General features: G+C 50.5%; 14 protein-coding genes, 1 tRNA gene and 2 pseudogenes. 9 read left to right on the top strand and 8 right to left on the bottom strand.

Going from position 1 to position 16,952, the window contains the following annotated elements; all coding sequences use genetic code 11:
- Positions 1–49 precede the first annotated feature (49 nt).
- Together NAL19_RS04425 and ansP are read left to right on the top strand one after the other, a co-directional pair.
- Positions 50–679, top strand: coding sequence for a TetR/AcrR family transcriptional regulator (locus NAL19_RS04425; protein ID WP_263058870.1), 630 nt, complete (start codon positions 50–52; stop codon positions 677–679).
- Positions 680–1,006: 327 nt separating this feature from the next.
- The gene (gene ansP, locus NAL19_RS04420; protein WP_263058869.1) at positions 1,007–2,458 is read left to right on the top strand and encodes an L-asparagine permease; all 1,452 of its coding nucleotides are present in this window, start codon (positions 1,007–1,009) and stop codon (positions 2,456–2,458) included.
- Between the two features lie 215 nt (positions 2,459–2,673).
- Here ansP and NAL19_RS04415 read toward each other — a convergent pair whose 3' ends face one another.
- The gene (locus NAL19_RS04415; RefSeq protein ID WP_263058868.1) at positions 2,674–4,827 is read right to left on the bottom strand and encodes an ornithine decarboxylase; all 2,154 of its coding nucleotides are present in this window, start codon (positions 4,825–4,827) and stop codon (positions 2,674–2,676) included.
- 231 nt (positions 4,828–5,058) lie between these two features.
- Positions 5,059–5,190 (bottom strand): hypothetical protein, encoded by a 132-nt coding sequence (locus NAL19_RS04410; RefSeq protein WP_256553759.1) that lies wholly within the window; start codon positions 5,188–5,190, stop codon positions 5,059–5,061.
- 315 nt (positions 5,191–5,505) lie between these two features.
- Between NAL19_RS04410 and NAL19_RS04405 the strand changes: the two genes are divergently transcribed.
- Positions 5,506–5,581, top strand: a tRNA-Phe gene (locus NAL19_RS04405).
- A gap of 161 nt (positions 5,582–5,742) precedes the next feature.
- Positions 5,743–7,002, top strand: coding sequence for a tyrosine-type recombinase/integrase (locus tag NAL19_RS04400; RefSeq protein WP_263058867.1), 1,260 nt, complete (start codon positions 5,743–5,745; stop codon positions 7,000–7,002).
- Positions 7,003–7,143: 141 nt separating this feature from the next.
- On the opposite strand, the gene NAL19_RS04395 is transcribed toward NAL19_RS04400, so the two are convergent.
- A complete protein-coding gene (locus NAL19_RS04395) occupies positions 7,144–7,314 on the bottom strand; it encodes a hypothetical protein (protein ID WP_164669135.1) in 171 nt (56 codons plus the stop codon).
- A gap of 140 nt (positions 7,315–7,454) precedes the next feature.
- Between NAL19_RS04395 and NAL19_RS04390 the strand changes: the two genes are divergently transcribed.
- The 3 genes from NAL19_RS04390 to NAL19_RS04380 all read left to right on the top strand — a co-directional run bounded on the left by NAL19_RS04390 (position 7,455) and on the right by NAL19_RS04380 (position 10,972).
- Complete coding sequence (locus tag NAL19_RS04390; RefSeq protein ID WP_263058866.1) at positions 7,455–7,796, top strand: hypothetical protein; 342 nt, start codon at positions 7,455–7,457, stop codon at positions 7,794–7,796.
- A gap of 908 nt (positions 7,797–8,704) precedes the next feature.
- A complete protein-coding gene (gene mobC / locus NAL19_RS04385) occupies positions 8,705–9,460 on the top strand; it encodes a MobC family replication-relaxation protein (RefSeq protein ID WP_263058865.1) in 756 nt (251 codons plus the stop codon).
- A gap of 144 nt (positions 9,461–9,604) precedes the next feature.
- Positions 9,605–10,972, top strand: coding sequence for a Fic family protein (locus NAL19_RS04380; RefSeq protein WP_263058864.1), 1,368 nt, complete (start codon positions 9,605–9,607; stop codon positions 10,970–10,972).
- Positions 10,973–11,579: 607 nt separating this feature from the next.
- On the opposite strand, the gene NAL19_RS04375 is transcribed toward NAL19_RS04380, so the two are convergent.
- On the bottom strand, positions 11,580–12,536 hold the full coding sequence (locus NAL19_RS04375; RefSeq protein ID WP_263058863.1) for an AraC family transcriptional regulator: 957 nt from the start codon (positions 12,534–12,536) through the stop codon (positions 11,580–11,582).
- A gap of 115 nt (positions 12,537–12,651) precedes the next feature.
- On the opposite strand from NAL19_RS04375, the gene NAL19_RS04370 reads away from it, so the two are divergent.
- Entirely contained in the window at positions 12,652–13,839 is a 1,188-nt protein-coding gene (locus NAL19_RS04370; RefSeq protein WP_225087088.1) for an MFS transporter, read from the top strand.
- Between the two features lie 115 nt (positions 13,840–13,954).
- Here the strand turns inward: NAL19_RS04370 and NAL19_RS04365 are convergent, their stop codons facing one another.
- From NAL19_RS04365 to NAL19_RS04355, 3 genes and pseudogenes are all read right to left on the bottom strand, one after another.
- Complete coding sequence (locus NAL19_RS04365; RefSeq protein ID WP_225087087.1) at positions 13,955–14,374, bottom strand: hypothetical protein; 420 nt, start codon at positions 14,372–14,374, stop codon at positions 13,955–13,957.
- Between the two features lie 212 nt (positions 14,375–14,586).
- Positions 14,587–15,789 carry a methyltransferase gene (locus NAL19_RS04360; RefSeq protein ID WP_263058862.1) on the bottom strand — a complete coding sequence of 401 codons (1,203 nt, stop codon included), beginning with the start codon at positions 15,787–15,789 and terminating at the stop codon, positions 14,587–14,589.
- A 60-nt stretch (positions 15,790–15,849) separates the two neighbouring features.
- Positions 15,850–16,182 (bottom strand): annotated as a pseudogene (locus NAL19_RS04355) (NAD(P)H-dependent oxidoreductase); the annotation flags it as partial.
- 3 nt (positions 16,183–16,185) lie between these two features.
- Between NAL19_RS04355 and NAL19_RS04350 the strand changes: the two are divergent.
- Positions 16,186–16,443 (top strand): annotated as a pseudogene (locus tag NAL19_RS04350) (TetR/AcrR family transcriptional regulator); the annotation flags it as partial.
- An 89-nt stretch (positions 16,444–16,532) separates the two neighbouring features.
- On the opposite strand, the gene NAL19_RS04345 reads toward NAL19_RS04350, so the two are convergent.
- Positions 16,533–16,931, bottom strand: a complete 399-nt coding sequence (locus tag NAL19_RS04345) for an HPP family protein (RefSeq protein ID WP_263059659.1) — start codon at positions 16,929–16,931, stop codon at positions 16,533–16,535.
- Positions 16,932–16,952 lie beyond the last annotated feature (21 nt).

The following is a 16,952-nucleotide window of genomic DNA, read 5'->3' as shown; positions in this document are numbered from 1 at the left end:
ACGCCGTGCTGCCCGATAGCTTCCGGCCCGAAAATTCAATGAGGTCTATGTGATTGAACGGGATGAAAAACTGACATCAACACGGGCAAAAACCCGTCGTTTATTAATTGATACCGCCATGAATATGTTCGATCAAGGCATATTCCCTTCCATTACCGATGTTGCTGCTGCGGCTCAGCTTTCACGCGCGACGGCCTACCGCTATTTTCCGACGCAAAGTGCATTAGTCTCAGCCGTGGTCGGCGAAAGCCTTGGCCCGATTCTGGCGTGGCACCCGACACAGCCGGACGCCAGTGAACGCGTGTCTGAACTGCTGCACTTTGCCTACCCAAGAATGCTGGAGCATGAAGGTGCGTTGCGTGCCGCTCTGCATCTGTCACTGCAACAATGGGCAGACCGCCGTTCTAATCGCCTCCATACGGATCCCTTAACGCGCGGCAATCGTAAACGTCTGCTCAAAATTGCCACCGAACCGCTGGAAGGGAAAATCACGCCGGAAGCACAACAGCGGGTGATTTATGCCTTATCGCTCATTTACGGTTCCGAGGTTTTTCTGGTGCTGAAAGATATCTGGCATCTGGAAGAAGACAGCATTCAGGATGTTACGCAGTGGGTTGCCAAAGCCATTTTACGGCAGGCGGAAGAGGATGCCGCGCAGGCCGATTCACCGAAAACCTGATGAACACATTCATGCTGCGTCCCGCCCCAGTTCTAGCTCGCCTAACTGGGGGGATTTCCCGTCTGATGCCCCGCCCCCGACACCACACGCTCTGACACACTTTCCCGCTATCCATTTTTTGCCACAGCACACAGGAAAAGGTAGCATCGCTGCCGTTGTTTTCTGCCATACGGCTTACCGCGCTCAGCGCAACGGCCCGAAGGGTGCCGGACAGGGATGTCCGGCATAAAAAAATGTCACAGGAGAAAACATAACCATTTGAATTATAAACAATAATAGCGAGCGCATCGCCAAGAGATGCGTGACAGACAGGAAAACACCGAGTAAATGACACAACATTCCTCCCCTCATAGCGAGCATCAGGCCGCCGGGCAACGCCTCCACGAAAAGGGTTATCACCAAAGTATCGGCAACCGCCACGTACAGATGATCGCGATCGGCGGCTCTATCGGCACCGGGTTATTTCTTGGCGCGGGTGCGCGTCTGCAAATGGCTGGGCCCGCGCTGGCGCTGGTCTATCTGGTTTGCGGTATCTTCTCTTTTTTCATCCTACGTGCTCTGGGTGAGCTGATCGTTCATCGCCCTACCAGCGGTAGCTTCGTCTCGTATTCACGCGAGTTTCTGGGTGAAAAGGCCTCCTACGTGGCAGGCTGGATGTACTTCCTCAACTGGGCGATGACCGGGATTGTCGATATCACCGCCGTCGCGCTCTACATGCACTACTGGGGCACCTTTGCCGATGTCCCGCAGTGGCTGTTTGCGCTGGGTGCGTTATCCATCGTCACGCTGATGAACCTGATTGGCGTGAAGTGGTTTGCCGAAATGGAGTTCTGGTTCGCGCTGATTAAGGTTGCGGCCATCGCCATTTTTCTGGTGGTCGGTACGGTCTATCTTGGCACGGGCAGCCCGCTGGACGGCAACACACCCGGCCTGCATCTGATTACCGATAACGGCGGCCTGTTCCCACACGGTATTCTGCCCGCGCTGGTGCTGGTTCAGGGGGTGATATTTGCCTTTGCCGGCATCGAGATCATCGGGACAACCGCAGGCGAATGTAAAGACCCGGAGAAAGTGCTGCCGAAAGCGGTCAACAGCGTCATCTGGCGTATCGGCCTGTTCTACGTCGGTTCTGTCGCGCTGTTGGTCTGCCTGCTGCCGTGGAACGCCTATCAGGCGGGACAAAGCCCGTTCGTCACCTTCTTCAGCAAACTAGGCGTGCCCTATATCGGCACGATCATGAATATCGTGGTGCTGTCCGCTGCGCTTTCCAGCCTAAACTCCGGCTTGTACTCGACGGGGCGCATCCTGCGCTCGCTGTCGCTGGGTGGCTCGGCGCCCGCGTTCCTGTCGAAAATGAGCACGCAGTCTGTGCCCTATACCGGCATTTTGGTCACGGTCGGCATCCACATTATCGGCGTGGTGCTGAACTACGTGGTGCCATCGCAGGTGTTCGAGATCGTTCTGAATATCGCTTCGCTCGGTATTATCTGTTCCTGGGCGTTCATCATTCTGTGCCAAATGCAGCTGCGCAAAGCGATTCGTCAGGGGAAAGCCAAACCGGTGGCGTTCAAAATGCCCGGTGCGCCCGTGACATCGTGGCTGACATTGGCTTTTCTGGTGAGTGTGTTGGGGCTGATGGCGTTTGATTACCCGAACGGCACCTGGACGATTGCGACGATTCCGGTACTGACGATCATGCTGATCATCGGCTGGCGCGGGCTGAAAAAACAGCGCGAAGCGGTGAAACTCGCCAACCAACAGGACTCCAGCCTGCGTTAAGACAGAAAAAACTCAGGCTCGTTTCCGAGCCTGAGTTTGAGGTTACTGACAAAGTCCGTAGAGCGGTAGTAACGGATAGATCGTAAAGACGCTGTGAATACGTCCATGTACGCTCGGCTTGCGCCATCCCTGGCGCAAACGCTTTACTCTTCTATTCCGTTACTCCCGTTTTCATTCGGTAAATAGGCTTGTCAACGGTCTGAAGATAAATGTAATTACTGTTCTACTACGTAACCGTACAGGCGCTTGCTGCCATCTTCTTCCGCGACGCTATAGACGCCCTGCAATTCTGGGGAGAAGCCCGGTAGCAGGTTAATGCCTGCTTCCAGCGCCAGAAAATAGCGTTGTACCGCCCCGCCCCAGGTTTCCCCCGGCACGACGCACAGCACGCCCGGCGGATATGGCAATGCGCCTTCTGCCGCGATACGCCCTTCTGCTTCAGCAATAGGAACCAGTTCGATATTACCGCGCACAAACTCTCTGTTGGCATCCTGCGGCAGCATCACCACGGACGGAAACTCGGTTTTGCGGAACATCGCTTTTTGCAGATCTTTCACGTTGTGCTGAGCATAAAAATCATGCATTTCCTGACACAGCCGACGCAGCCGGTAACCGCGATAACGCTCTTTGTATTTCTGATACAGGCTGGGCAGCACTTCACTCAGCGGCGCATCGCGGGCAATCAGCGTCTCGAAATGCACCAGCGCATTCACCAGCTCCTGCATTTTTGCAGCGTCTTCCGCTGGCGTTAGCAGGAACAGGATCGAGTTCATGTCGCATTTTTCCGGGATAATGCCGTGCTCGCGCAGGTAGTTAGCCAGGATCGTCGCCGGAATACCAAATTCGGTATAATCGCCGCTAATCGCATCAATACCCGGCGTGGTCAGCAGTAATTTGCAAGGATCGATAAAGTACTGATCCTCGGCGTACCCTTCGAACGCATGCCATTTCTCGCCCGGCTCAAAGTTGAAGAAACGCACGTCCTGCGCGATCGTCTCCGTATCGTGATCCTGCCAGAGCGCGCAGCCCACCGTCACAGGCACGAACGGTTTGATGAGCGAACAGCGTGTCAGCAGTTGCTTACGCGCCTCAATGCCCAGCTTCACGCAGTCCATCCACATCCGACGCCCGCTTGCCCCTTCGTGCATTTTGGCATTGACATCCAACGCGGCGAACAGCGGATAAAACGGGCTGGTTGAGGCATGCAGCATAAAAGCGTTATTCAGCTGTTTATGGTTGCAGAAACGGCGCTGGCCTTTGATGTGCGTATCTTTTTTGTGGATCTGCGAGGTCTGGGAGAAGCCCGCCTGCTGCTTATGCACCGACTGCGTCACGAAAATCCCCGGATCGTTCTCATTCAGATCCAGCAACAGCGGCGAGCACTGCTCCATCATCGGGATAAACTGCTCATAGCCGACCCAGGCGGAGTCAAACAGAATGTAGTCGCACAGGTGCCCGATGCTATCGACAACCTGACGCGCATTATAAATGGTGCCGTCATAGGTGCCGAGCTGGATGACGGCCAGACGGAACGGACGCGGCTCGTTGGCACGTTCCGGTGCGACTTCCGCGATCAGCTTGCGCAGATAGGCTTCATCAAAACAATGCGCATCCACGCCGCCGATAAAGCCAAACGGATTGCGCACGGTTTCCAGATAGACTGGCGTCGCACCCGCCTGAATCAGCGCGCCGTGATGGTTGGATTTATGGTTATTGCGGTCAAACAGCACCAGATCGCCACGCGCCAGCAGAGCATTCGTCACCACTTTGTTCGCAGAGGACGTGCCGTTCAACACGAAATAGGTTTTATCCGCGTTAAACACACGAGCAGCATGCTTCTGCGCCTTCTTCGCCGCCCCTTCGTGAATCAACAAATCGCCCAGTTTGACGTCAGCGTTACAGATGTCCGAACGAAACACGTTCTCACCGTAAAACTCAAAAAACTGACGCCCCGCCGGGTGCTTGCGGAAGAACTGACCGCCCTGATGCCCCGGACAGGCAAACGTCGTGTTTTTCATGTTGACGTATTTGGTCAGCGTATCGAAAAACGGTGGCAACAGGGTATCCTGATAGGCTTTCGCCGCTCGCTCCAGCACGCTGGCATGCTCACCGTCGTCATCAAGAACCAGCCATTCGCTGCCCGCAGGCAGAACATCCAGCTCTTTATCTTCGTCAGGCTCTTCGACAAACGCCGGGATACTAAAGCCAGTGTGCTGCAATATCGACAGAATACCGCTACGGGCTTCTTCAATCGAAACCACGACCGCCGCCACATCGGTGAAGTCGGTCTGACTCAACGCGACAATCTCGCGCGCTGTGATTAAACGGGTGGCAACCGCTGCATTCGCCGCAATTTTTAACTGTTTCATGTAACCAAACCCAAACGGTTAAGGGTAAGTGTACGTGCCTGGAAGACACCGTTCAGGGATAACAATCCCGACCAATCACAATGCCAATCAATAACGACAAGCGTATGATCCCTACAGGTCAACTGTAGGCCAAGAATGGAAAAACTGGAGCCAGCACCATCCGATAGACATCAGTAAAAGCAGAGGCGTACTCTATTTTTACTCATGCCTAACAGTGAGCGAACGAACGCCTCACCGCATGGTGAAGGAGGATAATCGACAGGAAGAAAAGTAAACCGCGCAGCGGTGGAAAGAAGAAACACGCAGTGACGTCATCAGCGAGCTGGCGCGAGCGTTTTGCACCATGAGCAATGAATCTGACATATCGGCGATCCTCTTTAGCTATACGCTAACTACGCTTAAAGGGGCGTTCAGGTGAACGAGACGTTAAAAAACCGCGCAATAGTGGCATTATTCTTCATCAAATTCAACAATCCAGCCCGTACTCAACGCGGTAAAAAGTGCAACGAAACATGCCGAGCGTATACGGGAAGACGAATGAGTGCGCTAAGCATGCTGAAAGGATCGCCAGAAATCGGCTAGCAAATAATACAATTGCCTGAAAATAGCGCAGGCGCTCCGCTTTGTGACAGAAACCCGTTGACGCCACGCGGCCAATACGGTTTAATGCGCCCCGTTGCCCGGATAGCTCAGTCGGTAGAGCAGAGGATTGAAAATCCTCGTGTCCTTGGTTCGATTCCGAGTCCGGGCACCACCTTTCCTTTTTTATGCCTCCTTATCAATCCCTATGTTGTTGTGATTCAATAAGTTGGCGTAAAAATCTTTTTCGATGCGTTTTGATTTATCCCTTCGTATCGAGGAATTTGTGGGTCAGATTGCGGGTCATTCAGTTCGATGAACGGGAGTGACCCTCACATGTTAACTGACAGCAAAGTCCGATCCGCGAAACCTCTCGCAAAATCTTATAAGCTCACCGACTCGCAAGGCCTGTACCTGACGGTATCACCCAGCGGCGCTAAGCTATGGTATTTCCGCTACCGTTTCGGCGGTAAAGAAAACCGTCTGGCTTTTGGCCCCTACCCTCAAACCACGCTGGCGGAAGCCCGTGAAAAACGCGATGCAGCGCGTAAGCTGCTGGCATCTGGCATCAGCCCTTCTCAGCTTCGCAAAACGAACAACCCTGCCGTTGATGAATCCCGCACCTTTCAGTCTGTCGCTCAGGCGTGGCACACCAGCAGTCTTAAACTCTGGTCAGACGCGCACGCCGATAAAATTCTTACCTGCCTGAAACGCTACGTTTTCCCCGCCATTGGCGCGATGGATATCGCGCAGGTTGAAACCCGCCATCTGGCGCAGTTGGTTAAGGCGATTGACGACAAAGGCGTACATGACGTCGCCGGACGGGTACGCCAGCATCTGACCAAAATCATGCGTCACGCCGTCCAGCAGGGCGTCATCAAATATAATCCTGCTTACGATTTGGATGGCGTCGTGACCCCGGTCGTGACCCAACATCACCCCGCCCTGCCGCTGAAACGCCTGCCCGAACTGCTGGAGAAGATAGAGAGCTACAAAGGCCGGATGCTCACCCGTCTGGCGCTGGAGCTGAATCTGCATGTTTTCCTGCGCTCCAGTGAACTGCGTTTTGCCCGCTGGGATGAATTCAATCTGAAAGCCCATATCTGGAGCGTACCCGCCCAGCGCGAAGCGGTAAACGGCGTGCGGTTCTCAGAGCGTGGCGCGAAAATGAAGGATGAACATCTGGTGCCGCTGTCACGGCAGGCGGTCGCCCTGCTGAAACAGGTTCAGGCAATTTCAGGCGAATCGGTCTTCGTTTTTCCGGGCGCGCATACCCTGAACAAGCCGATGAGTGAAAACACCATCAACAAGGCGCTACGCGTGATTGGCTACGACACCAAAACCGAAATCTGTGGGCATGGTTTCAGAACCATGGCCTGTAGCGCTCTGAACGAGTCAGGACGCTGGTCAAAGGATGCCATTGAGCGGCAGATGAGTCACAAAGAGCGCAACGGCGTGCGAGCAGCTTACGTGCATAAAGCCGAGCATCTGGAAGCCAGAATCGAAATGATGCAGTGGTGGTCGGATTATCTGGACGTCAACCGCGAAGGATATGTCGCGCCGTATATCTATGCGCGGAGTCATTCGGCTGGCTAACGCGCTGCGCTTGTTGGCTCCTGACGGGGTTTCTATGTGATAGAAACCCCGTCAGGAGCGTTGTCATAAAACCATTCGGGCATTCTGCCAAACGTTTCTTACACGTTAGTATTTGCTACATCGGCTGACTCAAACCACCGTTCAGCCTTTTGGTTCAATACCGCGCGTCTGGAGTTCCTTACGCAGAACACGCTTAATCCATGTAGCCAATGTCTTATCGCCATCTTTATGGGCTTGCTCTTCTAATTGCGCACGAAACTCGTGGGACAGTCGAATTTGATACTGGTCTGTTTTGGATTTTTCACTTGACATTGTAATTACAAATTCCATAGCATGGTATAGTTGTAATTACACCGCAATTACATGGTGTTTTGCAACAGTAAAGAGCGAAGCCCGGCAGTGCTAGGAACACTAACCGGGCTTCTGACCACAACATTATGAGGACTAATGCTATGGCTGACACCGATAGTAACACGGGCGCGTCTTATCAATCACTGCCGGATTATGAGAACCGTTACTCCGCCATGAGTGCCGCGCTGGCTCGTCTGGACTTTTCACACATGGACAATGACGAACTCTCGCAGGTCACTGAGTATTGCGCCGAAACACAGGCCGGGCTTTGCCATTGCCTGAATTTCATTGGCGATGCGCTGATTACCTTTGCCGATAATGACGTGTGCGAATCGACGCCAGAAAGCCTGTGCCAGTTGGGACACGGGTTAACCGCAATCAGTTTGCTCATCCCTGCCCTTTCCACGATGCACAAACGCGCACACTCACTCACCGCCAGATAGCCATCTGAATATAACCTGCCTGATTAAAGCTCTGCCGTTAGGTCAGAGCTTTTTTGCTTTCATGGCTCAATAACAATAACTCTTCCCATCCGATATTGAGTTGTTTGCAGGCAGCCTCCTCCTTTCCCGATAGTCTCCTCTACTGGCTAATTCCAGTGGGAGAAGACATGCCAACACGTTTTATTTTCGCAACGCTGACCGCGCTCAACAGACCATTCAGCCACGACGCAGGACGCGACGGGGTTAGGCGGGTGAAGGCCTGCACCTCGCGGGCATTCAACCGTGGTGTGAGGCGAGTAAATTCAATTTCGCAGAAATTGCTAATTTGCGTCGCACGAACCCACCGGCGAACGTTTCCCCCAAGGGAAACCGAGCAGGCCGGGGGGAGCCGAATAAATTTTGCCGCCCCAGCGAGCAAAAAGACGCGCCCACGCGTCGGTTTATTTGGGGGGCTTCAGCCCCGCACACCGTCGCAGCTAAGTCTCCGGCCACAAGCCGGTAGCGAGGCGCGACTACCCGCTTTGAAGGCGTTTTCCCATTTTTTCGCTGACCGGAACGGGCAAAAGAAAAAGTGGGCTAAAAACGGCGTCTCAAAGGGGGTAGTCGCGCGTAGCGCGCGACGGTGTGCCGCCGTTGACCTTGGGGGTTTTGGCGTGGCGTCCAGCCGCGACATTACCCCCATGCGACAGGCACAGGCAATAAGGGCGTCCAGCCCGCATGAACTGGCGCACGCCGTTTTGTGCCGGGAAATGTATTTTCCGGCGCATGGCTGCGAAGTAGACACCTCTTTATCCCCACAAGATCGCCTCATGACGTCGACTCATGCAAGTGGGCGAAGGTATGCGCCCATGCAATGAGGTGATAAAGCCGAAAGAGCGAACACCCCAGTAAAATGCGAAGGAGTAACCATGCTGATTTACGATTACCGTGAACGGCGGGCGCGTAGTCACGAAAAAATGCGACTTCTGCTCACCTTTCTGAAAGAAGAAACCTACAGCGACTTTAAAACGTTGATGCTGCTTTTTGATTATAAAAATCACAAGCCGCTTTATCTGTTGCTGGCAAAAGCCATCGACATGGGATTGATCCAAAAGCATGAAATAAACACCAGAATGGTGAAAACCTCTCTGTGGGGGATCACCAACGACGGATTATCCGTTGTCATCACACCCCATGAGGATGGCTTTCCTGCACGGTTTGAGCCCTCGAAAGTCACGGGCTGGACATTGATACAGCGCCTTGATCGTCAGCTAGCGCGGCTCCTTCTTGAGAAGAAAGGCACTTATGGGTGGATCAGCGGCGCTGATTCAACATTCCTCAGCCGCTATGAGGTATATCATCGCCCGGCAGGGGTGATAACGTTACCAGACGGAACCGTCATCGCAGTTGAGACTGAACGCCATCTGAAAACCAAGGCCCGTTATCAGGCAATTATCACCCAACATTTGATAACTCGTACTCAAAAACGTTGGATGTACGTCTTCTACATCGTGCCCGATCCGCAGAAAAAGCGGGCTATCGAACTGCTATTAAATAGTATCAAACACGCCATCGTGAATCATCAGCATATCCCGCTGGAAGCGAAGCACCGCAATGTTTTTCGGGTTTATACGGTTGAGGAGCTTAAACGGTTGGAGTTGGATCGCTGTGCTTCCGCTCAGTAAGCCCACTTTTGACAGACTTCAAAATGGATGGAACCAACATTAGCGTTCTTTTTGATATTTATTGCTCTAGCAAGCAACAAAAATTGACAATCAGCGTGTGATGATCCAATTTATCTCAAAATGAGATATTTTTGAGATAAATTTATGACCATCAAACATCCGCCAAAATTAGTCCCTTTCATGGAAATAGCTAAAGATGCTACCGAAGATAGAGCGGATCGGCTATCGAAGTTAATGGGTTATCATAGGGTAACAGATGACAAGGGACGCTATCAGCATTGGGATGATTTTCAATATCGAGTCGAAAAAGGTGTCGATGCTATCCATGCTTGGTCTGTACAAAAAATGGCACGTATGTCTCATATACACCATATGACCTATAAAGATAAAAATGGTGAACGCGCAAAGATAAATGTTCTACCATCCATGCATAAAGCCTGCTCGCTTATCGATCAGCAAACCTCAAAAGCTGCGTTTGAGGCAATGATTTCAAATATGGAAGGAGTTAAATATTTAATTCGTGAGCTAAGGGAAGAAGAGTCAATATCCTCAAGCCAATTAGAAGGAGCTGCGACCAGAACCATAGTGGCAAAAGCTATACTTACGGCTCAAAGAAAACCTAGAACAGAAGATGAAAGAATGATTCTCGGCAACTATCGTTTGATGGGTAGCGTCTGGGATAAACGAGGAGAAGATTTATCGTTGGCTCTTATAAAAGAGCTTCATTCTATTGGCACAAGAGATATTAACAACGAAAAATACAAGCCAGGAGAGTTTAGGCAGGCTGACGACATCGTTATTTGTGATTATGACGGTAATATTGTTCATTATCCCCCATCTCATGATGATTTAGATGACAGATTACAAACTATTTGCGAATGGGCCAACACAAGACATGAGGATTTACTTACGTCAAGATATTTACACCCTTTAATTAAAGCTTGTATTTTACACTTCATGATAGGTTATGAGCATCCTTTTAATGATGGCAACGGAAGAACAGCAAGGGCTTTATTTTATTGGTATTTATTCAAATGCGGATATACAGCATTCAAATACATATCAATTAGTCGTCTATTAAAAGAAGCCTCAACAGCATATGGTAAATCCTATCTATTCACTGAAACTGATGATTTTGACTTAACTTATTTCGTAGATTATCAATGTCAGATTGTATGCCGTGCTACAATGAATTTCACGGATCACATAAAAAAAGTAGCCACCCAGCGTGCAGAAATTGATAGTTTGCTATGGAATGGTGGGCTAATTAATAAGTTAAATGACAGGCAGAGAACAGTATTGTTAGTTGCCATCGAAAATGCTGGTCGGCATTTTACGGCAAAAGAAGTTAGCGAAAATCTTAATATTTCTGATAATACTGCACGTACTGACCTTAAAAATCTAGTGGAAATTGGGCTTTTTGATAAAATTGAGAATGGAAAGAAAACAATCTACGTTTCGCCAAAATCCTTAAAAGCAATGTTAGAAAAATTGAAAAGCATGAAGGAATAATATTTTTATGATTAACAGGTGAAAGTCGGTTTTTTAAGCTAAATTTAAGAATGCGAAAATCTAGCTTACCAATTTTTCATCAATTAAACTGAGTTTAAAATCAATCATAATAAAGCAAGAGAATGCTGTAAGTATCCGGGTAAACCGGATCATTCAATTTAGGGATCTTACGGCATACTGATTACTCTAAGAGAAGGTTGGCATATGCAAAGATCGCTTTGCCACACGTCAGCTAACACCATTATGAAATCGGTCTAAATCGGATAATCTCATTAAGACTGATTTACATCACAGGGAATCGCACCAAAGGAACGAACCGGACATTTCTTTATCGCATGTGACACATCATTCTGATCTATCTATAAAAATACGGGTCAACCTACGGGTCTTGACAACAACCTCGATTAAAATTTATGCTACATTTCAACTTAATAGAAAGCTGAATGATCCCGAGTCCGGCACCACTAATCCAAAGAACCCGGCCAAAAGGCGGGTTTTTGCTTTTGAGAGATTCGGACTCTCCATCGAACAGCGTTCGATTCTCTACGAAAGCGCTATCCTACCTCACCTTCCCCATGATTCGAGTTCACGATTTGTACGCTCCCCATCAAACCTCTTCAGGAGCCAAGCTGGTTTCCCGCAGCGTTCCCGGTGCATGACCTACGATGCGTTTAAATGCCCGGCTGAACGCCGCCAGCGATCCGTAACCCAGACGTAGCGCCACCGTTTCAATCGGCTGATGCTCATGACGGATGTACTGGACGGCCAGACGCATGCGCAGTTCGCTGAGGTATTTCACAGGCGTGGTGCCGGTTGCAGAGAGAAACCGTTCGGCAAAAACAGAGCGGGAGGTGCCCGCCTCTTTTGCCAGTTCCGCGACGTTCCAGTTGATGCCCGGATTCTGATGCATCGCGTAAATCGCCCTGCTCAGTCGCGGATCGCGCAGTACCTGTACCCAGCCCGTCGCTTTACCGCAGCCAGCTTCAACCCATCTGCGCACGATGAGCGCCGCGACCACATCGGCCAGCCTTGCCAGAATGCCGGCGAAGCCCACCTGACGCATCATCGATTCACGTTCCATCGCCGCAAGAATCGGATGGATTTCCGGCCAGGTCGACATCAGGCGGCTCACCATCATGACTTCCGGCATCGCTTTGATCAGCGGCTGCATTCCGCCCAGTTCAAAATCCATGCATCCGCTGAAGATCACCGTGTTCTCGGTGTCTGGGCAGGGCTTGCAGTCGATCGCACAGACAGAATTACAAATCGCTTCACTGGGAAATGCAGAGACTGGCGTGACGTCAGCCTTTTCGTCAGAGAGCAGCGCATGCGAATTCCCGTTAGGAATAAACAGCGCATCCCCGCTTTTTAGCACAAATGTCGCGCCACTCTCCATGCGCAGCAGCGCTGTTCCCTGGCTGACAAAATGAAACTGCGCTTTACCAGGTTCGTAGCGGAACGCCAGGCCAAAGGGAGCATGGGTTTCAATTCGGCGATATGTCACCCCGGAAAGACGCATCCCACGCAGAAGCTCGCTGATCAAATCGGGTGACTGAACGGTCATGGCAACAACTCCGGACGAATAATCAATAAGTGAAGAGTATATGTCATAGATCGTCCACGAGGAACACTCTATGCTTCGTGACGGTTGTCACATTTTTCTAACGAGAGAGTAACAGATGAATTCATGTATAGCGGCAAGTGAGGCCATCGCGCCAGCAAAACCCGCCTGGCGAGCCGTTTATTCACTGGGACTGGGGGTATTTGGCCTGATTACGGCTGAGTTTCTACCAGCCAGTTTATTAACGCCGATGGCAGCAAGTTTAGGCGTTACAGAAGGAATGGCGGGTCAGGCGGTCACCGCAACGGCGCTGGTCGCGCTGGTAACCGGTTTGCTCATCACACCGGCGACCAAAAGTATCGACCGCCGTTGGGTACTAATGTTTTTCTCGGTGCTGCAAATCATCTCCAGCCTGTTGGTCGCGTTTGCTCCCAATCTGCATGTGTTGCTATTCGGGCGTTTACTGCTAGGCGTTGCCATTGGGGGATTTTGGGCCATGTCCACCGCCACGGCGATGCGTCTTGTGCCTGAGGATAAAGTGCCGAAAGCGCTGGCGGTGATCTTCTCCAGCGTGTCGATTGCCACCGTCGTTGCGGCACCGCTTGGTAGCTATCTGGGGAGTTTGATTGGCTGGCGCAACGTCTTTATTCTCTGCATTTTGCCGAGCGCTCTGGCGCTGTTGTGGCAGCTCTCGGTGTTGCCATCGATGAAGCCGGAAAGCAGCGGTAGTCTGGGAACACTACTTCGTGTGCTGCGCCGTCCGGGCATGATCGGCGGGTTGCTGGCAACGGTGCTGATCTTCAGCGGACATTTCGCCTTTTTCACCTACCTGCGACCGTTTCTGGAAACCGTCGGGCAGGCAAGCGTCGAAAGCATTTCTCTGATTTTACTCGGCTTTGGCCTCGCGAATTTTGTTGGTACTTCGATTGCCGGTTATTTACTGGCCCGGAACTTACGCCTGACGCTGGCGCTGGTCCCCTTTGTTATGGGCGTTCTGGCGTTGACGATGGTGGCCTTTGGGCATCTGGCAATGCTGGACGGCCTGTTGGTCGCGATGTGGGGATTTGCGTTTGGTCTGGTGCCTGTCGGGTGGTCAACCTGGCTTGCGGCCACCGTACCGGACGAAGCCGAAAGCGCAGGGGGTTTACTGGTGGCATCGATCCAGTTTGCCATCGGGGCAGGTGCCGCGGGTGGCGGGGTGATATTTGACCTCAACGGAGCCAGCGGTGTCTTTGCGGGTAGCGGATTATTGCTGGTATCGGCAATGGTGATTGTTTTTGCAGGCGTGCGGGTTCGCGCACAATAAAGCGGTATGTTGACCTCTATCTTCCGGCTAGCCTTCCTTAAATAACGTCTTGATTCAGAAACATCAGAAAAGCACGACGTCTGGGTCGTGCTTTTTGACGGGTTTAGATATCTGCTTACTGGCAGGTCGCGAAGTAAGGCCCTTTGAGATCTTTCTTGTACGAGAAAGCGTGGCAGGTTTTGAGACGAGTATTGAGATCAGTGGATTTATAGACATACGCCGTCACATGCTGTTTTCCCTTTATAGGCTCGACACCCCCAATGTGCCATAAACTGTTTTTCAGATAGAGATTCGTGTTGCCTGTGCTGTTGTAGCCATTGACGACACTGGCTTCAGATGACTCGCTGAGGGTCTGGAGAATGGTAGTCCCTTCTCCATCGGTAGACTTAGTATTAAGCTGCGCCTGGGTGATGGCAGTCCAATTGCTGCAAGCGTCGTTGCTGCAAACAAATACTGCCGCGTGCGAATAATTGGAAAGCATGCTTAATCCCAATGCTGATACCAAAGGTAGCCAGTAGGATTGGAATATTTTCATTGGAGCCTCTCTTAGATAATGTTCAGTGAAAATGACAACGTTAACATGACGGTTCTCCGTTGTTTCGAAGTTGCCCCCGCCCTCTGATAAAGCGAGAAAGGAAAACATGCCTTGCTCGCAATGCGTAGAAATAGACATTTTTATTTAAATAAAAAAACAATGCTATTACGTTATATAAATGGCGACATGAGAAATGAAGCATTTCACTCGCGCTATTTAGTATTCAATTGAATTTCAATGACCGTATGACCCGTGGTTATTTTCTTTGTATCAACAATGGTTAACCCACTTAACGTCAGAATATCTTCCATATCTTTCAAGGTTCTGTATCGCGTACCATCCTGACAAATCACTGATTGAAAAAGCGCATTCATCAATAATCTTGGGGAGGTTTCTTCATGTTCCAGCAGAGGTTCAATAATTAATAGCGTCGAATGCCCAATGGATTGCGCGATGGCTTTTAATATCTTCAGGCAAAATTCATCGTTCCAGTTGTGCAATATATTTTTAAGCAGATAAACATCATAACCAGAGGGAATCGCCTCAAAGAAACTGCCGGGAGTGAAAACCATTCTTTCTTTCAATTCAGGATAGTGCTGTGTGACACTCTTTTCACTTCGGCTACAAACCCCCGTCATATCGAAAAGACAACCGGTCAGGTTATGATACTGTTTTATAATCTCAATCAGAATAACGCCGCTACCGCCGCCAATGTCGACTACACTGCCCGTCTTATTAAAAAGAGAGGCATATTCTTTCGCCAATACATAACCAACGGGGCGTGATAAATCCCGCATAGCGAGATCGTAAATTTCTGCGCGCGATGCGGAGTTCGCCAGGTGCTCATATAATGTCAGGCCAAATACTTGCTTAAACCCTGATGCGCCCGTACGACACGTATGCAGTAAGCCATCAAACCCCTGATAATATTCATTGCCAAACAGCATACAGAAATTTTTCATTGAGTTTACGTGATCCGACATCAGTAGCGCAGAGCGGGCGTTATTTTTAATAATACTTTCATCTTTCACCTCAAAGAAACCAAAGACCTCAAGCACTTTTATAATATCCAGTACGCTTTTTTCACCGACATGACACGCTTTGGCTAATTCAGCAATACGTGAACCTCCATCCCCTATTTTATCTGCGATCCCTATTTCTGCTGCTACGCATAGTGCTTTTGCTGCCAGAGGCATCATCATGATTTCTGAAATATTTTTAATATGCTCAGCGGAATTCATAGCTTTCCCTTTATTATCTAATTTCATTACGAGGATGAGTTTATGATCTAGTACGGCATTTATACTGATACGCAAAGTATGCTGAAATGAGGCTAAAAACATATCATCCGTTTGGCCGAGCGGTAATCCGCCATTTACCGTCCGGCCAGAATAAATAAGGGAGTAAAGCCGCATTATTTAAATACGCCTTTGTTTTAATCGTATGAGGTGTTAACGGTAGATCAATCTCCGAAATTACCGGAAAATGCGCCTGCCAATATGGTGTGCAGCATCGATACACGCCTCGGGCGTTACCCGTTCTGGCATCAACAGCATTTCAGACGTCAGAACTGAAGCACCGCAGTAGTCAAAAATCCCGTCTGCGATCTGTGCATGAAAGGCATCGGCGTAGCCACGTTTTTCAAACGTCCTCTGGTTGACCGCCCCCAGCGCCACAAGATGCACCGGCAAATGCCCCAATTTCTTTACCACCTGCCCATCGGCCGTTTCTTCATAAGCCCAACCGTTTGAAAAAACGCGGTCGATCCACCCTTTCAATAATCCCGGTATGGACCACCAGTAAATCGGCCCCCCGCGCTTGAGCAAATCAGGCAGGAGTACGATGCCACTTTCACGCAAAAATGCCGCGATCTCTTTGCGCCATTCTGTGCGGGTAAGCCACTTCGTGACCCGGCATTACGCGCGATGCTCGGCTCCGCCGAAGGATTATCCTATGCCGCGGTGAAAGGGATTATTACGGAACAGCAGGCTAAAGATGAACTGTTTCAGGTGATTGTCACGATGGTGCAAAGGTGTAGTGCGAGCAAAACTCATACTATTTCCATGTAAAACAGTCACATGAAAAATAGCTGCAACCTTCTCATTCTGGTGAGTGAGCCCTACATCAAAACGCCGACTCATCCTTGAGTCAGACTGTCTCAGGGCTGGCGTTTGCGCTGTCCAATACCGTGCCAATACGCAGGCCAGTGGCTTTCCTCAGCATAGTTATTGATCACGGCGGCGATCGCCACCAGCATAATGCTCCCCAATAGAACGGGTGTGACTAAGAACTCAACCCCCACGGCACTTTTCCCAGCCAGAATGATCACCAACGGGTTGGCACCTGCCGGTGGGTGAACCGCACGAAAATATTGCATCAGCATTGTCGCCACGCCCACAGCCAATGACAACACAACGATTGTGTCGCCGAATCCATATAAAGCAATCAGTCCTACGGCTGACGTAATGAAATGCCCCCCAATAACGTTCCTCGGCTGTGCGAATGGAGACGCTGACGCAGCAAATAAAATGACGCAAGTTGCCCCGAAAGGCGCCATCAACCAAGGTACACCGCTGGA

Source organism: Pectobacterium sp. F1-1 (assembly GCF_025643735.1).
Taxonomy (GTDB): Bacteria; Pseudomonadota; Gammaproteobacteria; order Enterobacterales; family Enterobacteriaceae; genus Pectobacterium; species Pectobacterium colocasium.
Note: the sequence above shows the minus strand (reverse complement) of the source record. Positions and strands in the feature narration are given on the sequence as shown.

Coding starts and splice junctions, on each gene's coding strand:
- NAL19_RS04360 (WP_263058862.1), bottom strand. CDS start 15,789: ATGCGGCTTTACTCCCTTATTTATTCTGGCCGGACGGTAAATGGCGGA.
- NAL19_RS04400 (WP_263058867.1), top strand. CDS start 5,743: ATGTTAACTGACAGCAAAGTCCGATCCGCGAAACCTCTCGCAAAATCT.
- mobC (WP_263058865.1), top strand. CDS start 8,705: ATGCTGATTTACGATTACCGTGAACGGCGGGCGCGTAGTCACGAAAAA.
- NAL19_RS04410 (WP_256553759.1), bottom strand. CDS start 5,190: ATGTCAGATTCATTGCTCATGGTGCAAAACGCTCGCGCCAGCTCGCTG.
- ansP (WP_263058869.1), top strand. CDS start 1,007: ATGACACAACATTCCTCCCCTCATAGCGAGCATCAGGCCGCCGGGCAA.
- NAL19_RS04415 (WP_263058868.1), bottom strand. CDS start 4,827: ATGAAACAGTTAAAAATTGCGGCGAATGCAGCGGTTGCCACCCGTTTA.
- NAL19_RS04370 (WP_225087088.1), top strand. CDS start 12,652: ATGAATTCATGTATAGCGGCAAGTGAGGCCATCGCGCCAGCAAAACCC.
- NAL19_RS04390 (WP_263058866.1), top strand. CDS start 7,455: ATGGCTGACACCGATAGTAACACGGGCGCGTCTTATCAATCACTGCCG.
- NAL19_RS04365 (WP_225087087.1), bottom strand. CDS start 14,374: ATGAAAATATTCCAATCCTACTGGCTACCTTTGGTATCAGCATTGGGA.
- NAL19_RS04380 (WP_263058864.1), top strand. CDS start 9,605: ATGACCATCAAACATCCGCCAAAATTAGTCCCTTTCATGGAAATAGCT.
- NAL19_RS04345 (WP_263059659.1), bottom strand. CDS start 16,931: ATGGCGCCTTTCGGGGCAACTTGCGTCATTTTATTTGCTGCGTCAGCG.
- NAL19_RS04375 (WP_263058863.1), bottom strand. CDS start 12,536: ATGACCGTTCAGTCACCCGATTTGATCAGCGAGCTTCTGCGTGGGATG.
- NAL19_RS04395 (WP_164669135.1), bottom strand. CDS start 7,314: ATGTCAAGTGAAAAATCCAAAACAGACCAGTATCAAATTCGACTGTCC.